This window comes from Nocardia sp. NPDC004718 (assembly GCF_053601535.1).
In genome coordinates this window covers 1-18952 of the sequence record NZ_JBSGCA010000003.1, presented here as the reverse complement: position 1 = coordinate 18952, position 18952 = coordinate 1, and the positions used below count along the sequence as shown (strand labels likewise).

At 68.2% G+C, this 18952-nt stretch carries 15 protein-coding genes and 1 pseudogene; 7 read left to right on the top strand and 9 right to left on the bottom strand.

Annotated features, from left to right (window positions below):
- Positions 1 to 4 precede the first annotated feature (4 nt).
- The 3 genes from ACWEH3_RS03525 (at position 5) to ACWEH3_RS03515 (ending at position 3159) form a co-directional block, all read left to right on the top strand.
- Positions 5 to 1096 carry an MCE family protein gene (locus ACWEH3_RS03525; protein ID WP_450016021.1) on the top strand — a complete coding sequence of 364 codons (1092 nt, stop codon included), beginning with the start codon at positions 5 to 7 and terminating at the stop codon, positions 1094 to 1096.
- On the top strand, positions 1093 to 2271 hold the full coding sequence (locus tag ACWEH3_RS03520) for an MlaD family protein (protein ID WP_379249567.1): 1179 nt from the start codon (positions 1093 to 1095) through the stop codon (positions 2269 to 2271). The genes ACWEH3_RS03525 and ACWEH3_RS03520 overlap by 4 nt, the downstream gene beginning before the upstream one ends.
- Positions 2272 to 2403: 132 nt before the next feature.
- Complete coding sequence (locus tag ACWEH3_RS03515; protein ID WP_450016024.1) at positions 2404 to 3159, top strand: hypothetical protein; 756 nt, start codon at positions 2404 to 2406, stop codon at positions 3157 to 3159.
- A gap of 77 nt (positions 3160 to 3236) precedes the next feature.
- Here ACWEH3_RS03515 and ACWEH3_RS03510 read toward each other — a convergent pair whose 3' ends face one another.
- The 6 genes from ACWEH3_RS03510 to ACWEH3_RS03485 form a co-directional block, all read right to left on the bottom strand.
- Positions 3237 to 3809, bottom strand: a complete 573-nt coding sequence (locus ACWEH3_RS03510) for a ribonuclease H family protein (RefSeq protein WP_355078866.1) — start codon at positions 3807 to 3809, stop codon at positions 3237 to 3239.
- A 10-nt stretch (positions 3810 to 3819) separates the two neighbouring features.
- Entirely contained in the window at positions 3820 to 4290 is a 471-nt protein-coding gene (locus ACWEH3_RS03505) for an SRPBCC family protein (protein WP_355078867.1), read from the bottom strand.
- A 138-nt stretch (positions 4291 to 4428) separates the two neighbouring features.
- Complete coding sequence (gene lhgO / locus ACWEH3_RS03500; RefSeq protein ID WP_450016027.1) at positions 4429 to 5613, bottom strand: L-2-hydroxyglutarate oxidase; 1185 nt, start codon at positions 5611 to 5613, stop codon at positions 4429 to 4431.
- A gap of 22 nt (positions 5614 to 5635) precedes the next feature.
- Positions 5636 to 6286: a hypothetical protein gene (locus ACWEH3_RS03495; protein WP_450016029.1), complete on the bottom strand. Its 651-nt coding sequence runs from the start codon at positions 6284 to 6286 to the stop codon at positions 5636 to 5638.
- Between the two features lie 345 nt (positions 6287 to 6631).
- Positions 6632 to 7423, bottom strand: coding sequence for a TIGR03084 family metal-binding protein (locus ACWEH3_RS03490; protein ID WP_450016031.1), 792 nt, complete (start codon positions 7421 to 7423; stop codon positions 6632 to 6634).
- A 113-nt stretch (positions 7424 to 7536) separates the two neighbouring features.
- Complete coding sequence (locus ACWEH3_RS03485; RefSeq protein WP_450016033.1) at positions 7537 to 8892, bottom strand: hypothetical protein; 1356 nt, start codon at positions 8890 to 8892, stop codon at positions 7537 to 7539.
- Positions 8893 to 9161: 269 nt separating this feature from the next.
- Here ACWEH3_RS03485 and lon point away from each other — a divergent pair, with 269 nt between their 5' ends.
- Complete coding sequence (gene lon, locus ACWEH3_RS03480) at positions 9162 to 11489, top strand: endopeptidase La (RefSeq protein ID WP_450016054.1); 2328 nt, start codon at positions 9162 to 9164, stop codon at positions 11487 to 11489.
- A 62-nt stretch (positions 11490 to 11551) separates the two neighbouring features.
- Here lon and ACWEH3_RS03475 read toward each other — a convergent pair.
- Together ACWEH3_RS03475 and ACWEH3_RS03470 are read right to left on the bottom strand one after the other, a co-directional pair.
- Positions 11552 to 11812, bottom strand: a pseudogene (locus tag ACWEH3_RS03475) (PaaI family thioesterase); the annotation flags it as partial.
- On the bottom strand, positions 11809 to 12393 hold the full coding sequence (locus ACWEH3_RS03470) for a TetR/AcrR family transcriptional regulator (RefSeq protein WP_450016035.1): 585 nt from the start codon (positions 12391 to 12393) through the stop codon (positions 11809 to 11811). The pseudogene ACWEH3_RS03475 and the gene ACWEH3_RS03470, both read right to left, overlap by 4 nt.
- 153 nt (positions 12394 to 12546) lie before the next feature.
- Between ACWEH3_RS03470 and ACWEH3_RS03465 the strand changes: the two genes are divergently transcribed.
- From ACWEH3_RS03465 to ACWEH3_RS03455, 3 genes are all read left to right on the top strand, one after another.
- Entirely contained in the window at positions 12547 to 13617 is a 1071-nt protein-coding gene (locus ACWEH3_RS03465) for a DNA polymerase IV (protein ID WP_450016037.1), read from the top strand.
- Positions 13618 to 13654: 37 nt separating this feature from the next.
- Complete coding sequence (locus tag ACWEH3_RS03460; RefSeq protein ID WP_450016039.1) at positions 13655 to 14650, top strand: oxidoreductase; 996 nt, start codon at positions 13655 to 13657, stop codon at positions 14648 to 14650.
- Positions 14651 to 14962: 312 nt separating this feature from the next.
- The gene (locus tag ACWEH3_RS03455) at positions 14963 to 16441 is read left to right on the top strand and encodes an alpha/beta fold hydrolase (protein WP_452358261.1); all 1479 of its coding nucleotides are present in this window, start codon (positions 14963 to 14965) and stop codon (positions 16439 to 16441) included.
- Positions 16442 to 16453: 12 nt separating this feature from the next.
- On the opposite strand, the gene ACWEH3_RS03450 is transcribed toward ACWEH3_RS03455, so the two are convergent.
- Positions 16454 to 18334: an ABC transporter ATP-binding protein gene (locus ACWEH3_RS03450; RefSeq protein ID WP_450016043.1), complete on the bottom strand. Its 1881-nt coding sequence runs from the start codon at positions 18332 to 18334 to the stop codon at positions 16454 to 16456.
- Between the last annotated feature and the right edge of the window lie 618 nt (positions 18335 to 18952).

Below are 18952 nucleotides of genomic sequence, written 5' to 3'. Positions count from 1 at the left end.
CCGAATGACGATCAAGGCACGCAGGGCACTGGTCGCCGTCGCCGCGGTGGCCGGTGTGGCGGTCACCTCCGGCTGCGGGCTCACCGTGGAGAAGCTGCCGCTGCCGAAACCGGGTCAGGGCGGGGAGACCTACACCATCCACGCGGTCTTCGAGAACGCGCTGAACCTGCCCGACCAGGCGAAGGTGAAGATCGGCGGTTCGGACGTCGGCGTGGTCACCGACATCAAGACCAAGAACTTCCAGGCCATCGTGGACCTGACCATCCGCAAGGACATCGAGTTGCCCAAGGGCAGCACGGCGGAGCTGCGTCAGGCCACCCCGCTTGGTGACGTGTTCGTCGCGGTGTCCAAGCCCAAGACCGAGCCCGGCGTGGCAATGCTGCACGACGGCGACACGCTCACCATCGACAGCACCTCGGCGGGCGCGACCGTCGAGCAGTTGCTCATCTCGGTTTCCATGCTGTTCAACGGCGGCGGCATCGCCAGCCTCTCCAAGCTCGGCTCGGAGCTGGACTCCATCGTCGGCGGGCGTGGTGAGCAGCTCGCACATCTGATCACCGAGATGACCGGAGTGGTCGGCAGTTTGAACGCCAACTCCGCCCGGGTGGACAGCGTGCTCGGCGAGTTCAGCACCCTCGCCAACACCATCGAGGGGCGGCGCTCGGAGCTCGGCGAGGTGGCCGACACGTTGCCGCAGATGGTCGGCGCGATCGCCGAGAACAACCGGGCCCTCGGCGATCTGCTCACCAAGTTGTCCACCACCAGCGCCGCGCTGGGCGACTACGCGAACACCTCGACCGAGAACCTGAACGGACTGCTGGAGAACACCCATCAGCTGATGGACGCGATCGCCAAGACCGGTGACGGCTTCGGCGTCCTGCTGGATCGGCTGCGGGTCCTGCGGCCGAAGGTGGACGCGACCTTCCGCGGCGGCAGTTTCGCGGTGTACGCGACCGCGACCAACCTGGACATCAGCGCGCTCACCGATCCGCAGCACGGCAAGCTCCAGGATCTCAACGACTTGCAGGACTTCGCGGGCAGCCTGATCCAGGTGCTGCAACTCGTTCAGGGTCGAGTGGCGGGAGGCCACCGATGACCTCCGTGCGCAAAGTGTTCGGAAGCAAGATCTTCCTGTCGAACCTGGGTCTGGTGCTCGTGCTGCTGGTCGGCGCCGCTTACCTGATGGTGAACGTGATGCGGGTGAACCCGCTGCGGTCCGACTACACGGTCACGGTGAATCTGGACCGTTCCGGTGGTCTGCAGCCGGGCAACGACGTGACCTTGCGCGGCTGGCGCATCGGCAAGGTGACCTCGATCCAGCTGACCGATCGCGGCCAGGCCATCGCGGCCACCGCGCAGATCGAGTCGAAGTACAAGATCCCGGTGGACACGCAGATCGCGGTGCAAGCGCTGTCCGGTGCGGGTGAGCAGTACATCGACTTCCGCCCGAACGCCGAGCAGGGGCCGTATCTGGCCAACGGCGCGGTGATCAAGTTCGATCCGGACAAGATCCACACGCCCACGCCGGTGTGGTCGGTGCTGGACAACTCCAGCGCCCTCATCGCGCAGATCGACCCTGATCACTTCCAGGTCATCCTGAACGAGCTGGACATCGCGCTCAGCGGAGGCCCGGATCAGCTGCGCGGGCTGGTCAACGGCATCAGCTTGGCGATGGCGGGCCTGGATTCGCTGCTGCCGCAGACCACGAATCTGATCACCAACCTGCGCACGATCGCGAACACCACGTCCATGGCGCAGCCCGATCTGGCCACGCTGACCAGCAACTCCGGCGTGCTGTTCGAGCAGTTCAACAAGGCGAACGCGGAACTGCAACGGGTGCTGGAGACCGCGCCGGGTCAGCTCACCAGCCTGGGCGCGGTGGTGGACAAGACGGCCGATCCGATCACCAGCCTGGCGACCAACTTCCAGGCGATCACGAAGGCGGCGCAGCTGCGACTGCCCGCGCTGCGCGCGCTGTTCCCCTCGCTCGCGCTCGGTGGCGAAGCGCTCGGCATTCCGGCGCACGACGGCGAGTTCCACGCGATGATCGACATCTGGCCGCGGCCGTTCTGCACCTACAACACTCCCAAGATCCGCAACGAGGTCGTGCAGGACGGCACGATCCCGAAGTGGAACTACTGTGAGAACCCGCCGCCGGGTCAGCAGATCCGCGGCGCCGCCAACGCGCCGCGGCCCGACGTGCCCGACAACGGCGCGCACATGCCGCCGGGTGTGGATCCCAACGAGCGGACGCTGCCTCCGGTGCGGTGAGTCGTACCCGGCCCGGCGGTCATCCCGCCGGGCGGGCATACTCGCCGGTGGAACCCGTAAGGTTCGCTGTCGCGGGCCGCTGAAGCCAATCGGTGCGCACCGACGCGCGCCGGGAAAGTGCAGGTTTTATCGATGTCTACCGACGACGCCGAGACCGGCAAGGACGCCGAGACCACGCCCGCCTCCGACCAGGACACCGACGCGGTGACCGAGAAGTCGCAGGATGCCGCCGGCGCGGCGAAGCCCGACCTGTCCAAGGCGGAGAAGGCAGACAAGGCCGGGAAATCCACCTCGCTTCCGCTGGTGGCCGCGTTCGTGGCCGGTGTGCTCGCGGTCGCCGCGATCACCGCGGTGGTCGTGTTCTTCTTGCAGGGCAAGGACCGCGGCGACAAGCTCGACGCGATCCGCGACTCGACCAACGCCGCGTGCGCATTCGGCAAGGACGTCTCGGTCTACGACTACTCGAAGAACCTCGATGACTACTTCACCACGGTGAAGGCGGGCTCGTCGGGCGAGTTCCTCAAGGAGTTCGACGACGCGACCAAGGCGTTGAAGGACGCCATGGTGCAGGCGAAGGTCAAGTCCTGGGTCGATGACGTGCAGTGCGGCTACCAGTCCGGTGACCAGACCTCGGCCAAGGTGCTGGTGACCCTCACGCAGTACCGGACCAACTTCACCCAGGCCAACCCCGAGCGGCAGTTCGTCGTGGTGATCGCCCAGCTGCACAAGTCGGGCGACAAGTGGCTGGTCGAGAAGCTCGATTCGCCGATGTTGAAGGGCGCGGGCACCGGCCTGCCGGGCGCCCCCGCGCCGGGCGGTGCTCCCGCGCCGGGCGCCCCGGGGCAGCCCGCACCGTCTGGTCAGCCCGTACCGCAGCCGGGCAACTAGCCGAGCGCCTCCGGCGGTGGGCCGAGCCACCACCGCCGGAGGTCATTCGGGCAGCTCGCGGCGCTTCGGCCGACGCATCAGAACAGCGTCAGAGCCTGTGGCGCCGACGGCGCGGCCGCCTTCCCCGCGGCCTCGTCTTTCGGCGCTTCCGGCGCCGTCGGCGTTTCCTCCACAGTCACCGCGAGCATTTCCACGGTGTTCGCCTCGGCGACAGCCGCGGTGACCGCGGCCTGCCGAGCCGCTTCTCCGGCCAGTGCGTCCGCCTGCTCGTTGAAATAGTTGCCGACGTGTCCACGGACCCAACGGAACCGGACCGGTCCCGGCCTGCTCGCGATGGCCCGATCGATCTGTCGGACGAGTTCGACGTTCTTCACCGCCCCACCGGTCGACGTGCGCCAGCCGTTGAGCCGCCACCCCGACACCCACTCCGAGGCGCATTTGATGGCGTAGAGCGAATCGCTCTCGATGAGCAGGGGTTCGGACCCGGGGTGGGCGACGATCGCCTCCAGCACCGCGCGCAACTCCGCGACCTGGTTGGTTCCGGAAGCGGCTCCCCCACTCGCCGAGGAGCCCTGATGATTGACCCAAGCCCAGCCGATGGCGCCGCCGGGATTGCGGAGGCAGGATCCGTCGGTGCTCACGATGATCATGGCTGGCACCCTACGCAATCCGACCGACAAGATCGGTACCGTGGAATTCCTCTATCTCCCTCCGTAACCGCGACTCCGTGCGGCGCAACGCCGTTCTCACCGCGGCGTCCAGCAGGCCGGCGCTCAGGCGCCCGAGCACTCCGCGAGGTGGACTGTACTCCGCCTCGGAGGTCAGTACCGAGCGCCCGTAACCGAGCGGGTCGAAGCGCAGCCGCAGTGTGCCGGAGAAATGTCCGCGCAGTGCGTACCCGATCACCGCGTTGCGGCGGTATTCGGTGATCTCGCAGGTGGCGGTCGGCTGCCAGAGCGCGAGGCGGCTGGTGGTGGCGAAGACCGCGCCGAGTCCGCGGTCCTGGTCGCCGGTCGGTACGAAGTCCGCGATCCCGAACATCCAATCCGGTACGAATAGATGGTTGTCCGTGTAGTTGAAAGCGACCTCGACGGGCGCTCCGACGTCACTCGCGTACTTGATGTGGCCCATAGGCCCTCCCTGTTCCACGACTGGCGTTAAAAGTACTACAGCTCTCCTCTTTATTCGAGGGCTCGGCGCGATTCGATGCGACGAATCGCAAGATTGCGACCGAGTAGTTGCTTGGGAAAGGGCTCCTCCGTCGCGCGCTCAGAGTTGGTCGACGATGTGTTCCGCGATCGGCATGGCCGAGGTCGCCGCAGGTGAAGGGGCGTTGAGCAGATGAACCGAGCGCTCGGTGCGCTCGATCATGAAGTCGTGCACCAAGGTTCCTTCTCGCAATACCGCTTGCGCGCGAATTCCCGCTTCCCGGGGAAGCAGATCGGCGAGCGTCAGCTCCGGGCAGTAGCGGCGGCACTGTGCCAGGTATCCCCGCTTGAACAGCGAGTTGCGCAGCTCTCGCAGGCCGGTGCGCACGTTCGCCTTGGCGACGCGGTGGAAACCCGGGAACCCGAGCACTTCTCGCGCGTCCCGCAGGTTCAGACTGCCTTTGCGGTAGCCCTCCCTCGCGAGACCGAGCACCGCGTTCGGACCCACCGTGAGCGCTCCGTCGATGGTCGGGCTCAGATGCACTCCTAGGAAGGGCAATTCCGGATCGGGGATCGGATAGATCAACGTGCTGACCAGGCCGTTGCGCTCCTGCGGCAGCTGGTAGTACTCACCGCGGAAAGGAACGATGCGAAAGTCGGTGCGCAGCCCGGCGGCCCGTGCCATCCGGTCGGCTTGCAGCCCCGCACAGACCACCAAGCGGCGAGCTGTCCACGAACCGGCCGGGCCGGCGGCGGTCACCGCGTCCGAAGTCTCGGTGAGCGTGGCGATCTCGGCACCCAGCACGAATTCGCCACCGGCGCAGCGGACTTCCTCGGCCAGCGCTTCGGTCACCCGGGTGAAGTCGATGATGCCGGTGTCCGGGACGAAGAGGGCCCCGACACCGGTGACGCGCGGTTCCCGCCGCGTGAGCTCCGCGGCGTCGATGAGCTCGACGGCCACGCCGTTGACGACGGAACGTTCGTGCAGTGCGAGCATGCGTCCGTACTCGGCATCGTCGGTGGCGACCAGCAATTTGCCGCAGACCCGGTACGGAATGTCCTGTGCCGCAGCGAAATCTTTGGTCCATCGCGCACCCCGCCGGCACAGCTCGGCCTTCAGGCTGTCCGGCGGATAGTAGATGCCGGAGTGGATGACGCCGCTGTTGTGCCCGGTCTGATGGACCGCCAGACGCTCTGCCTTCTCCAGCAGCACCAGGCTCGCACCGGGGTGGCGCGCCAGGATCCGGTGCGCGGTCGCCACGCCGACGATGCCGCCGCCGATGACGCAGAAATCGTAGGCGCTCATGCCGAGCAGGGTAAACGGTGTGTCACACCACGGTGGAATCCGCTGCGCCGTGTGTGGACGCGCGTTCGCCGGTTCCCTTCGGCGCGGGAGCGGGGCGCCGATCCAGGTGCAGGTCGTGCTCGCCCAGACTCGGGTCGGAGAACGCCACTCGCACTTCGCCGCGCTGGGTATCGAGGTCGGTGCGCATGGTGGTCACGGCGCCCGGTTGCTGCGGCGCGGGGTCGGAGCGGAACAGACCCGTGAGCGCCGTCAAGGCATTCGTGTCCACGGTGACCGAAACCGTGTCGGCCGCGCTCTCCGCGACTTGCGCGCCGACGTAGGCGTCACCGAATCGAACTTTCCCGCCCAGAGGCGTGCGCCCCGGCGGTGTGGCAGGTGAATCGGCCTGCGGCTCGGCAGTTTCCGGCTCGCCGGCACACGGAGCGGAAACCGCTGCGGGCAAGACGAAGCTGTTGCCGGTCAGCAGGGGATAGAAGACCGTGCCTCGTCCGCGACCGGGCTCGTCCGGGACGGCTGGGGTGACCGGCGCGGCGATCGGAGTATCGGGGCGCTGCGTATCGGCGATCTGGTGGACGATGTAAGCGCCGGCCGCGACGGTCAGGCTGAGGCTGGCCGCACCGGCGAGCACGACGGCGGCATGCCGTGCGACCTGGGCAGGCCGGTGTGCTGTCACGATGCTCCTTTCCCAGCGACGCTGCTCCCCACAGGCGATCAGCACCATGGAAAGCTGTACGCCCGACGAGATTACCTGTGCGGCGAAGGGGCATACCGCATCGGAGAGAGCAGAATCACAACGGGCGCGGCATGGGGCGAGCCGGTGCGCCCTGGCGTGCATGGCGTCGATGTTTCCGTGAACGCACGGGCGGGTAAATATTCGGGTAGCTGGCGAGCGCCATTCTCGACTGCCATCTCGAGACACCCGGCCAACGGCGTCCGGCCGTCGACATGAACACGGCGCACCCAAGTGTGGCGCTCGCCCGCTCCCGATTCCGCATGGATCGGGCCGGGTGTGGGCGGGTCAGGCGAACTGGCCCGCTGTCCTTCCTTCGCCCGTCGGTCCCGCGAAAGCCTGTGCGATAGTGAGCCATTCCGCGGCGTCGTCGCCGTGCGCCGAGATTTCCAGATCGTTCGGATGGCGGCGCTGCGTCACCAGCAGACAGAAGTCGAGCGCGGGTCCGGTCACCCGCTGTTCGGCGTCCTCGGGCCCCCACGACCAGATGGTGCGATCCGGCGCGGTGAGTGCGACCCGGAATTCCGCTGCGGGCGGAGTCTTTCCGTGCACGGTGTAGGCGAAATTCCTGGTGCGCACGCCGATATGGGCCACGGTGCGCAACCGCGCCGTGGGCGACCGGTGCACGCCGAGGGCATCGGCTACGTCCTGCCCGTGCGCCCAGGTCTCCATAATGCGGGCGGTGATCATCGACGCGGCGCTCATGGGCGGGCCGAACCACGGCAGTTTGGCGCCCGCGGGCACGGCGCGCAGTGCGGCGGTGATCGACGCGCGCCCACGCCGCCAGCGGTCGAGCAACTCGGCGGGCGGTTCGGTCGCGGCCTTCTCGGCGGCCTCGTCGACGAACGTGAGCGCGCGCGGTCCGGCTTCGGTCAGCAACTGCTGGAAGCGGGCGGCGTCCGCGGTGGCGATCGTCGCGATCTCATCGGTCCAGGCCAGATGTCCGATCTGGTGTGCGATGGTCCACCCTGGCGCGGGTGTGGCGCGCGCCCATTCCTCGGGCGCCAGCGGGGCGACGAGTCGTTCCAGGTCCGCGCATTCGTCGGCGAAGTCGCCGAGCAACGCTTCTAGATCAGCCATCTGTGCCCCTGCCGGTTCCGGGCCCACCGCCTCGTGTGCCACCGTCGTCCAGCATCGCAGCGAGCCCAAAAAAAGGCAAGCACGCTTGTTTTATATTGTGGGCGGTGGCCCTGCTACCAGCCGAAAAGGATCAAGTGGGCGGCTCCAACGACGAGGCCGAGGGCCGCACCGTGCAGATACAGCAGCCAGGCGTCCTGCTCGACGGAGGCGTAGAACATCTCCATGAACTCCCCCGGCGTGAGCCGCCGCAGCTTACGCGCGGCGAACTCGTCGATGGTCTTGGCCTGCTCCCGGGTGAATTCTTCGTCCTCGACCAGGGTCGGCGCCAAGCCGACCGCGGCGCCCGCCGCGCCCACCGTGAGGTTGTCGAACTGGCGACGCCCCAGCGCCGCCCGCACGAGTGTGGTGGTCGGCCCGAGCTGACGATGGATCTCGTCGGCGATCAAGCGCTCCAGCAACTGCCTGGTCTTGTCCCCGTTCGGGCCTTCCAGCAGCTCCTTGGACAGATTCGGCAGCGTCAGCACCTGGTAGGCCAGGATGTGCGCCAGATCGGTCGCCGCTTGCGGCTGCCGTTTGGCCAGCAGTGCTTGCTTCCACAGGTACTTGTACCTCGGTTGCGGATCGCCCGGCTCGAACACCATCTTCACCGCGATGACGTTCACGATCACGCCGATCGCCGCCGAGGCGAGCAGCACGATCACCCAGCCGGGGACCAAGCCCAGCACCGGAATCTGCTGGTGCACGTGCAGGTACAGAGCCAGCAGCACGCCGAAGGGCGCGCCGAGCAAGCCGATGCGCACCATGAAGCGCAGTTCGGGCGCCGCGATGGTGGTGGTCAAGTCCTCGAGAATGGCCGGGTTGTCCTGCAGGTAGCAGATCACGAAACCCTTGATGCCGATCAACTGGTCGACGTTGTCGCCCAGCGACGCGAACGCGCGGCGCGACAGTGCGGGCAGTTCCCGGTCCACTCGCTGGTAGATGAGCTGCTTGGCGGCGCGCGGCACGGTACGCCACAGGTCCGGGTTCTCCCGGTACATCAGCTCGTCCACCAGCGGGCGCACCTGCTGCCGCGCCAGCACCGCGATGTAGTCGGCGATGCCGTCGAGATCGAGTTCGTGGATGAAATCTTTAGGGCTGCCGATCCGCATCAGGGCCTTGTCCACGCAGATGCTGGCCATCTTCTCCGCCCGCGCCGGGATGAAGCCCTGGAATCCGAGACGGCGGCCGTCGCCGGAGAAGGTCGGCAGCACTTGCACCCGGCGGGGGAGGTATGGATAGAGCACGTGCAGGCCCGGGATGCGGATTCCGCGAAAAACGATCGGCCAGAACAGCATCAGCACGCCGGTCCAGTTCGTCAGCCATCCCGCCAGCGCGCTGAAGATCGGGAACGTGATCAGGTCGACCACGAATTTCGGCTGCCCGGTCAAGCTCTCCCAGTCGATGAACACGCCGGCGGCGAGCGACGACATCGATGGGACTCCCTAAGCCGATCCGGCGGTACCGCCGGTATGAGATATCAAGGCCCCAACGTTCTCATTGCCTTGGACGGGGTGTCAACGCGAAGCGTGGGCCGTACCGGTCGGAACTTCGCCGTCAGCGAACGGACCGGTCGGAGCGGAACAAACCAGCACACCCCGGGGTTGAGTAGGCATCGCTCAACTTTTGGAAGGTCGAAGACGTGACTACACCTCAGAACCTGCCGGTGCTGTTCCTGACCGATCCGATCGTGCTGCCGGGCATGGTCGTGCCCATCGAACTGGACGAATCGGCGCAGGCCGCGATCGATGCCGCGCGCGCCGCCAAGACCGACGCCGTGCTGCTCGCGCCGCGGCTGAACGAGGGCTACGCCACCTACGGCGTGGTCGCCACCATCGAACAGGTCGGCCGGATGCGCGGCGGAGCCCCGGCGGCCGTCCTCAAGGCCGAACGGCGCGCCAAGATCGGGCACGGTGTCACCGGACCGGGGGCCGCGCTGTGGGTCGAGGCCGAGCCGGTCGAGACGCCTGCTCCGGACGGCCGCACGAAGGAACTGGCCGCCGAATACAAGAAGCTGGTCGTCTCGGTGCTGCAACGCCGCGAGGCCTGGCAGATCATCGATGCGGTCAATCAGCTGACCGACCCGTCGGCCATCGCCGACACCGCGGGTTACGCCCCGTACCTGACTTCCGAGCAGAAGCGTGAACTGCTCGAGACCCCCGACGCGGCCGAGCGGCTTGCCACGCTGATCGAGTGGACCAAGGCGCACATCGCCGAGGCGGAGATCAGCGAGAAGATCAGCGAAGACGTGCGCGAGGGCATGGAGAAGAGCCAGCGCGAATTCCTGCTGCGCCAGCAGCTCAACGCGATCCGCAAGGAACTCGGCGAGGACGAGCCCGACGGCGCCGACGACTACCGCACCCGCGTCGAGCAGGCCGACCTGCCCGACACCGTGCGTGAGGCGGCGCTGCGCGAAGTCGGCAGGCTGGAGCGTGCCAGCGATCAGAGCCCGGAATCCGGCTGGATCCGTACCTGGCTGGACACCGTGCTCGAGCTGCCGTGGACGGTGAAGACCACCGACAGCGCCGACGTCTCGGCCGCCCGCGCGGTGCTGGACGCCGACCACCACGGCTTGGAAGAGGTCAAGGACCGCATGGTCGAGTACCTGGCGGTCCGCGCTCGCCGGGCCGCCCGTGGCCTGGAAGTGGTCGGCGGACGCGGGTCCGGCGCGGTGCTGGTGCTGGTCGGCCCGCCCGGCGTGGGCAAGACCTCGCTGGGAGAATCCGTGGCGCGAGCCCTCGGCCGCAAGTTCGTCCGCGTGGCCCTCGGCGGCGTGCGCGACGAGGCCGAGATCCGCGGTCACCGCCGCACCTACGTCGGCGCCCTGCCCGGCCGGATCGTGCGGGCCATGAAGGAAGCCGGTTCGATGAACCCGGTCGTCCTGCTGGACGAGATCGACAAGGTCGGCTCGGACTTCCGCGGCGACCCGGCGGCCGCGCTGCTCGAGGTGCTGGACCCGGCGCAGAACCACACGTTCCGCGATCACTACCTGGATCTGGACCTCGACCTGTCCGACGTGCTGTTCATCGCGACCGCGAACGTCATGGAGACCATCCCCGGCCCGCTGCTGGACCGGATGGAACTGATCACCGTCGACGGCTACACCGAGGACGACAAGGTGGCCATCGCGCGCGACTTCCTGGTGCCGCGGCAGCTGGAGCGCAACGCGCTGACCGCCGAGGAGGTGTCGATCAGCGAGGAAGCGCTGCGCGAGATCGCCGCCGACTACACCAGGGAGGCCGGGGTCAGACAGATGGAGCGGCTGATCGCCAAGGCGCTGCGCAAAGCGGCCACGCGGCTGTCGGAGCGCGAAACCGGATCGGGTTACGACCCGGAATTGGGTTACGACGTCGAGCGTGACGCCGGAGCCCTGACGATCGGTCTGGACGACCTGAAGGACTACTTGGGTCGTCCGCGCTTCACCCCCGACTCGGTGGAACGCACGGCTGTCCCAGGTGTGGCCACCGGCCTCGCCGTGACCGGCGCGGGCGGCGACGTCCTCTACATCGAGGCGAACGCCGCCGAGGGCGAGCGCTCGCTGACCCTCACCGGCCAGCTCGGCGACGTCATGAAGGAGTCGGCACAGATCGCGCTGACCTACGTGCGCTCGCACCTGGAGGAGATCGGGATCGAGCCGTCGGTGCTGGATCGCAACATCCACATCCACTTCCCGGCGGGTGCGGTGCCGAAGGACGGGCCGTCCGCGGGCGTCACGATGGTCACCGCCCTGGTGTCGCTGGCGCTGGGTCGTCAGGTGCGATCGGACGTCGGCATGACCGGTGAGGTCACGCTGAACGGCCGGGTGCTGCCGATCGGCGGCGTGAAGCAGAAGCTGCTCGCCGCCCAGCGGGCCGGCTTGAAGACGGTGTTCATCCCGGCGCGCAACGAGCCGGATCTGGACGACGTCCCGGCGGAGGTGCTGGCCGCGCTGGACGTCCGGCCGGTCGCCGACGTGGCCGACATCCTGGCCTACGCGATCGAGCCGGTCACCGAGCCCGCATTGGGCCCGGCTTTCGCCGCGACCGCCTGACCTGCGTCGAACGAGCCGGGCACGGAGCACTCCGTGCCCGGCTTTTCGCGTACCGCCGACTAGGTGACGGTGACTCCCCCGGTCAGCACATTAGGGCCGAGAACCGTTCCGGCCGCGAAGGTGAGGGCGTTGTCGGCGGCGTAGGCGAGCACGCCGCCGTGTACGTAGCCGAATTGCTGGGTCAGTTCCCGGCGCAGCGGGATGACCAAGGTCGCGGCGCCGTCGCCGAACGCGGTGATCTCGGTGCCGACCAGGGCGGCAAACGGCTGCGCGGCCAATATCTTCTTGGCGCCGTCCAGGTCGAGGGTGCTGACGGCGGTCACTCGGCGAGCTCCCGCGCCGCTCGGGCGCGGTCGGCGGCGAGCGCCAGCCAGGCGGCGTCGGCCAGCTCGCCCGCGACTTCGATGGGAGCGATACGCATGTCGCCGCCCAGCCATTGTCGCGTGTATTCCTGCGCCGGACCCAGCCACAGCGCGTAGAGCAGATCGATCGGAAGATCGCGCACCGTCCCGTATCCGGCGTGGGTGCGCCACCAGCGCGTCACGTCGGACAGGAAGCGGCGATTGCTCTCGCTCTCGCGCACCCCCGGCGGCCGCGCCGAAGTGAGCACGGTCGCACGGTATTGGTTCTCGCACACCCACCGCAGATGCTCCCGTACACCCGCGGTGACACCATCCCGCGCGTCGGCGCTGTCGCCGACCACCGCCCAGAAATGCTGTTGGTAGTCGGCCAGCGCGTTGGCCCACACCTGCCGATACAGGTCGGCCTTGTCGGGAAAGTGGTGGTAGAGCGCGCCGACACTGGCGCCCGCCGCGTCCCGAATCTGCGTCAGCGTCGCGTCGAGCGCACCGTGCTCGGCGAACTGACGCTCGGCCGCCAACAGCAACCGATCTCGAATCTTCATATCCAGAATTTAGTTCTGTTCTTCGTGCTGCGCAACGGGCAGAGTCGCATGGGAGACCGGCAATCGGCACGACGCAGGCGCGGCGATGCCGGCCGACGGGCGATCGCATCGGAATTCCGGTTCGGTGTCGCACCCCTGCGGTAAGAACGGCATGTGGCCAGATGGCTGTTGCATGTCGATCTCGATCAGTTCCAGGCGGCGGTGGAGTTCCGTCGTCATCCGGAACTGCGGGGGCTGCCGGTCATCGTCGGCGGCCACGGCGATCCCGCCGAACCACGCAAGGTGGTGACCTGCGCGTCCTATCCGGCGCGGGCGTTCGGTGTGCGGGCCGGAATGCCGCTGCGCAGCGCCCAGCGCAAGTGCCCCGACGGCGTGTTCCTTCCTTTGGACATGGCTGCCTACGAGGACGCCTCCGACGAGGTCATGGCCCTGCTGCGGACGTTTCCGGGGCAGGTCGAGGTGTGGGGCTGGGACGAGGCGTTCCTCGCCGCCGACACCGACGACCCGGAAGCTCTCGCGCAACAGGTACGCGACGCGATCGCCGGACTCGAGCTGACCTGCTCGATCGGCATCGGGGACAACAAGCTCACCGCCAAGCTCGCGACCGGCTTCGCCAAGTCGGCGGGCAAGTCCTCGGCCGAGCCCGCCGCCGATGCGGGCGCCGCCGCGGGCGTCTTCCGGCTCACCGCCGCGAACTGGACCGAGGTGATGGCCCATCGCCCGACCAACGCGCTCTGGGGCATCGGCAACCGCATCGCCGCCCGGCTCGCCGAGCTCGGTATCGGGACCGTAGGCGAGCTGATGACGGCGGACCGGCATCGACTCGCCGCCGAATTCGGGCCGAACACCGGTCCGTATCTCTGGGTGCTCGGCCACGGCAAGGGCGATACGGACGTCACCACCGAACCGCGAATCCCGATCGGCCGCAGCAAATCGGAGACCTTCCCGCACGATCTGACCGATCCCGGAGAGATCCGCGCCCAAGTCACGCGGCTGGCCACCGAGGTCGCCGAGGAGATGGCCGCGGCGGGCCGGATCGGCACCCGCGTTTCGGTGACGGTGCGCACGAGCACCTTCTACACACGCAGCAAACAGGAAAAACTGCCCGAACCGACCATCGACGTCGCGCGAATCGCCGAGACGGCGTTGCGCATCATCGAACGGTTCGACCTCGACCGCCCGGTTCGTTTGCTCGGCGTGCGGCTGGAACTCCTGCCGCGGTAACTCCCGGACCCGTCCGGACGCTCGTATGCTCGTCCGCATGGAGTTCTGGGCGATGGTGGCACACGAATCGGATAGCGGGATCGTCCTGACCCGGCAGCAGGCCGGCGAGGATTTCCTCGGGCCGGGTGACGTGATGATCAGAGTGCACTACTCGAGCGCGAACTACAAGGACGGGCTGGCGATCACCAAGGGCGGCGGTGTGGTGCGCAACTACCCGATCGTCCCTGGGATCGACATAATCGGCGAGGTGGTCGAGTCCGCCGACGACGATTTCGCCCCGGGTGACCAGGTGATCGCGCACGGATACGACATCGGTGTCGCGCACAACGGCGGCTTCGCCGAATACGCCAGGGTGCCCGCCGAATGGGTGGTCGAGCTGGAGGGCCTGAGCCTGCGCGACGCGGCCGCGCTCGGCACCGCCGGGTTCACCGCGGCGCTGAGCGTGCAGGCCTTGCTCGATCGCGGCCTCACGCCGGACGCGGGCCCGGTGCTGGTCACCGGCGCGACCGGCGGGGTCGGCAGCGTGAGCATCGACATTCTCTCCGGCCTCGGCTTCGAAGTCATCGCTTCCACCGGCAAGACCGACGCGGACGACCTGCTCAGCGAGATCGGTGCGAACGAGGTGATCGGCAGGCTGCCGGAGGACCCGAACACCAAGCTGCGGCCATTGACCAAAGCGCGGTGGGCCGCGGCCGTGGACAGCGTCGGCGGCGCGTCGCTGGCCTACGTGCTGAGCGCCACCGGCTACGGCGGCGTGGTCGCGGCCAGCGGGCTCACCGGCGGAGCGGAACTGCCCACCACGGTGATGCCGTTCATTCTGCGCGGCGTCACCCTGGAAGGCATCGATTCGGTCAACCTTCCGATCGAGCGCCGCAGGGAGGTGTGGGCCCAGCTCGGCAAAGAACTACGACCGCAGCATCTTTCGACCCTGGAGAACTACGCTCCGATCACCGATGTGGAGAGGGTGCTGCACTCCATCCGCAACGGCAGCCACCGGGGGCGCACCGTTCTCGGCGTCATGGGCGAATTCTGACCGCAAGTCCTCGGTAGCGCTCGGACGACCTCCACGCCGGATACGTTCCGGACCTACCGAGACCGCAGGGCATGAGACCGATCCGCGAAGCCCGGCTCGATTCGTTCGAGCCGGGCTTCGTCGGTTCGCCCGAGCGTGCTCCCCTTCCGCGGACGGCCTCGATCGGAGCTCGCCGCGCGGGGGAAGCCGTTGCCACCGTCACGAGCACCGATCCGATACGGTTCTTCCGCATCCACCCACGTGCTCGCTCCGGTCGAGAGGCGAATTTCGTTGTCCGCGAATCCGTTCTGGCGTTCGATGTCGATTGTGGCGGTGTCCGCACTGCTGGCCGCGCCCGCGTACGGCCGGGCCGAGCCGGTGGCCGACTCGCACCCGAGCGGCGCGGACCGCTTCTACCACCAGACGCTCGAGTGGAAGCCGTGCGGCGTCGAGAATTTGGACAAAGCCGGTGGCGAGTGCGCGAATGTCCTCGTGCCGCTCGACTACGGGCGTCCCGACGGTCGCACGATCACCTTGGCGATATCCCGGGTCAAGGCGAGCGATCCGGCGCGGCGGCGGGGCATCCTGGTGTCGAATCCGGGCGGTCCCGGCGGCCCGGGCCTGGACAGTGTGGATCTGCTCGGTGACGTGCTGTCGCCCGACGTGCTGGCGAGTTACGACCTGATCGGGATGGACCCACGCGGAGTCGGCGAATCGACCTCGAGTCCGCGGTGCGGGTGGCCGGTCGGCGAGATGGTCCGGTCGGCGGGCCTTGATCCGCTGGGTTTCGTGCACGACACCGTTCAATCCGTCGGCATGGCCGCGAGCTGCGTCGTTCGTGATCCGGAGTTGGTGCGGCAGTTCACCACTCGCAATACGGCGCGGGACATGGACGTCGTCCGGGCGGCCCTGGGCGAGGAGAAGATCAATTTCTACGGCTTGTCCTACGGCACGTATCTCGGGGCGGTGTTCACCCAGATGTTCCCCGAGCGCAGCGATCGGGTCGTGCTCGACAGCGCGATCGACCCGGATCGGTATTGGACGGGCTTGGTACAGGATTGGGGACCCGCCGACGAGATCGCTCTGGACGATTGGGCGGTATGGGCCGCCGCCCGGGACGAGGAGTTCCGGCTCGGCGCGACGCCGCAGCAAGTGCGCGCGCAGGTCGAGGAGTTGGTCCGCATCGCCCACCGCCAGCCGATCGTCATCGATGGATTCGCGATCGACGACCATTGGTTGCCGTTCATCCTGCACGCTTTGCTGTGGAATTTCCGGCTGAACGAACCGCTGGCCGCGACGGTGCGCGAACTCGCCGACGCCGCGGGCGGTCCGCCCACGACCTCCCGGACGCCGCGGTTGCGCGCCATCGTGGCGGCGCTGCGCGACAACGAGAATTCCGTCTTGGCGGAGGTCGCCTGCGGCGATGTCAGCGCGCCCGTCGATCCCCTCTGGTACTGGCGCAACATCGAGGAGAACCGGGCCACGCAACCGGTGTTCGGCGCGCTGGCGGGCAACATCCAGCCGTGCGCCTTCTGGCCTCGACCGGTCGAACCCGCGACCGTGGTCCGGAACGCGGTGCCCGCCCTCATCGTGCAGGCGACGGGAGATCCGCGCACTCCCTATGCGCACGGCGTCCGGCTGCACCAGTTTCTGTCGCAGTCGCGGATGGTCACGTTGCAAGACGTCCGTATCCACATGACGTTCCGGCCCGAGCTGAGCAGTTGCGTGAACAACGCGATCAACACCTACTTCGGCGCGGGAACCCTGCCGGACGCCGACACGACCTGTACCGCGGATCAGACGGCGAGCTAGCCGGGCGACGGATCACGCCGCGGCGGTGACGGGTTCCTCGGCGAACTGCGTCCGGTACAGCTCCGCGTAGCGGCCATCGGCGTTCAGCAGCTCAGGGTGCGTGCCGCGTTCCACGATCCGGCCGTCTTCCAGAACCAGGATCTGGTCGGCGGCGCGGATGGTGGACAGCCGGTGTGCGATCACCAGCGCGGTCCTGCCCTCCAGCGCCTCGGACAGCGCCTCCTGCACGGCGGCTTCCGAGGTCGAGTCCAGCGAAGCGGTCGCCTCGTCCAGGATCACCACGCGCGGCTGCTTGAGCAGCAGGCGCGCGATGGTCAGGCGCTGACGCTCTCCGCCGGAGAGCCGGTAGCCGCGCTCGCCGACCACGGTCTCCAGCCCGTCCGGCAGCGACGCGACCAAGTCGCGCAGCCGGGCGCGCCGCAGCGCGTCCCAGAGGTCGTCCTCGGTGGCCTCCGGCCGCGCGAGCAGCAGATTGGCGCGAATGGTGTCGTGGAACAGGTGCCCGTCCTGGGTGACGAGCCCGACCGTGTCGCGGATCGATCCGGTGGTCAGCTCGCGCACGTCCATGCCGTTCAACCGCACCGCGCCCGCGTCGACATCGTAGAGGCGGGAGACCAGCTGCGCGATGGTCGACTTGCCCGCGCCCGACGAGCCGACCAACGCGATCAGCTGACCGGGCTCGGCGCGCAGCGACACGTCGTGCAGCACCTCCACTCCGCCGCGAGTGTCCAGATTCGCCACGTCCTCCAGCGAGGCCAGCGACACCTTGTCGGCCGACGGGTAGCCGAAGCGCACCGCGTCCAGCTCCACCGCGACCGGGCCCGCAGGCACCGTTTTCGCATCCGGCGCGTCTTCGATCAGCGGCTTCAGGTCGAGCACTTCGAAGACGCGCTCGAAGCTGACCAGCGCGGCCATGATCTCCATCCGGGCGCTGGCCAGCGCGGTGAGCGGCGTGTAGAGCCTGGTCAGCAGCAGCGACAGCGATACGACCGCGCCCGCGTCCAATTGCCCGCGCAGCGCGTACCAGCCGCCGAGCCCGTACACCAAGGCGATCGCCAGCGCGGACACGAGCGTGAGCGAGGTGACGAAGACCGTTTGCAGCATCGCGGTGCGCACGCCGATGTTCCGCACCCGGCGGGCCCGCAGCGCGAACTCGTCGGACTCCTGTTCCGGACGGCCGAACAGCTTGACCAGCGTCGCGCCCGGCGCGGAGAACCGCTCGGTCATCTGGGTGCTCATCGCCGCGTTCAGCCCGGCCGCTTCCCGCTGCAAATCGGCTAGGCGGGTGCCCATCCGGCGCGCGGGCAGCACGAATACCGGAAGCAACACCAGCGCCAGCAACGTGATCTGCCACGAGATGCTGATCATCACCCCGAGGGTCAACGCGAGGGTCACCAGATTGGCCACCACGCCGGACAGGGTGTCGCTGAACGCGCGCTGGGCGCCGATGACGTCGTTGTTCAAGCGGCTGACCAGCGCGCCGGTCCTGGTTCGGGTGAAGAAGGCGACGGGCATCTTCTGCACGTGATCGAACACGGCGGTGCGCAGGTCGAGGATGAGCCCTTCCCCGATTCGCGCCGACATCCACCGGGTCGCCACCCCGAGTCCGGCGTCGAACACCGCGAGCACGCCGATCACCACCGCGAGGACGACCACCACTCGCGGCGCGGCGCCGCCGACTATGTGGTCGACGACGCGGCCCGCCAGCACCGGCGTGGCCACGGCGAGTACCGCCGATATCACGCTGAACAGCAGGAACGCGCCGATCCGGCGCCGGTGCGGCGCGGCGAACCGAACGATGCGCCGTGCGGTGGCGCGGCGGAACGGCCGCTGTTCCTGCGGGGCGTTCGCCCGCCGGTACATTTGGCTCCACGCCACGGATTCGATGCTCACGTTGTTCTCCCTCTCGCTCCCCGCCCCATCCAAGACCTGGCCACCGACACTAAGACCTCAACAATGGTTGAGTTCAAGTCGATTCCGGCCCGGCGGCGTTTCCGCCCACGGCGAAACGAGCAGCAACCCGAACCCAGACGGCTGATCGACATTCGCGTAACCAGCGCATCGCGCGCACCACAAGCGCAGCAGTCGTCATTGGCGTATACCGGCGAGTGTGAACACGGAGACACCGGTTCCTCGAGGCGGCGGTCCGGGCATCGACGCGGCGAGCCAGCGACTACGACCAAATGGCTCTCGAGTTTCCGAAGCCGAACCTTGAGCAGGCTTTCGTCGGACCGGCCTGATACGAGTGATCTTGTTGCGAACACGTCGCCGCCACCGCGGGCGGTCCAGAGGGCATCACGTCCTCGACGAGCCACTGCTGCCGACGAGCCTGACAATGGCCGCCCTCACTCCGCGCGCACCGGCTCCGCGACTCGCATCCCGGACGCGCTCAGCGCACCTCAGCCATGTCTTTCGAGCGAAGCGAGACCGAGCCTGTTCCGTTCGCGGCCCGGCTCGCGTTTGCGCGGCCGCCGCGTAGGCGACGAAGGAGCACGCGGCGGTCGCGCAAAC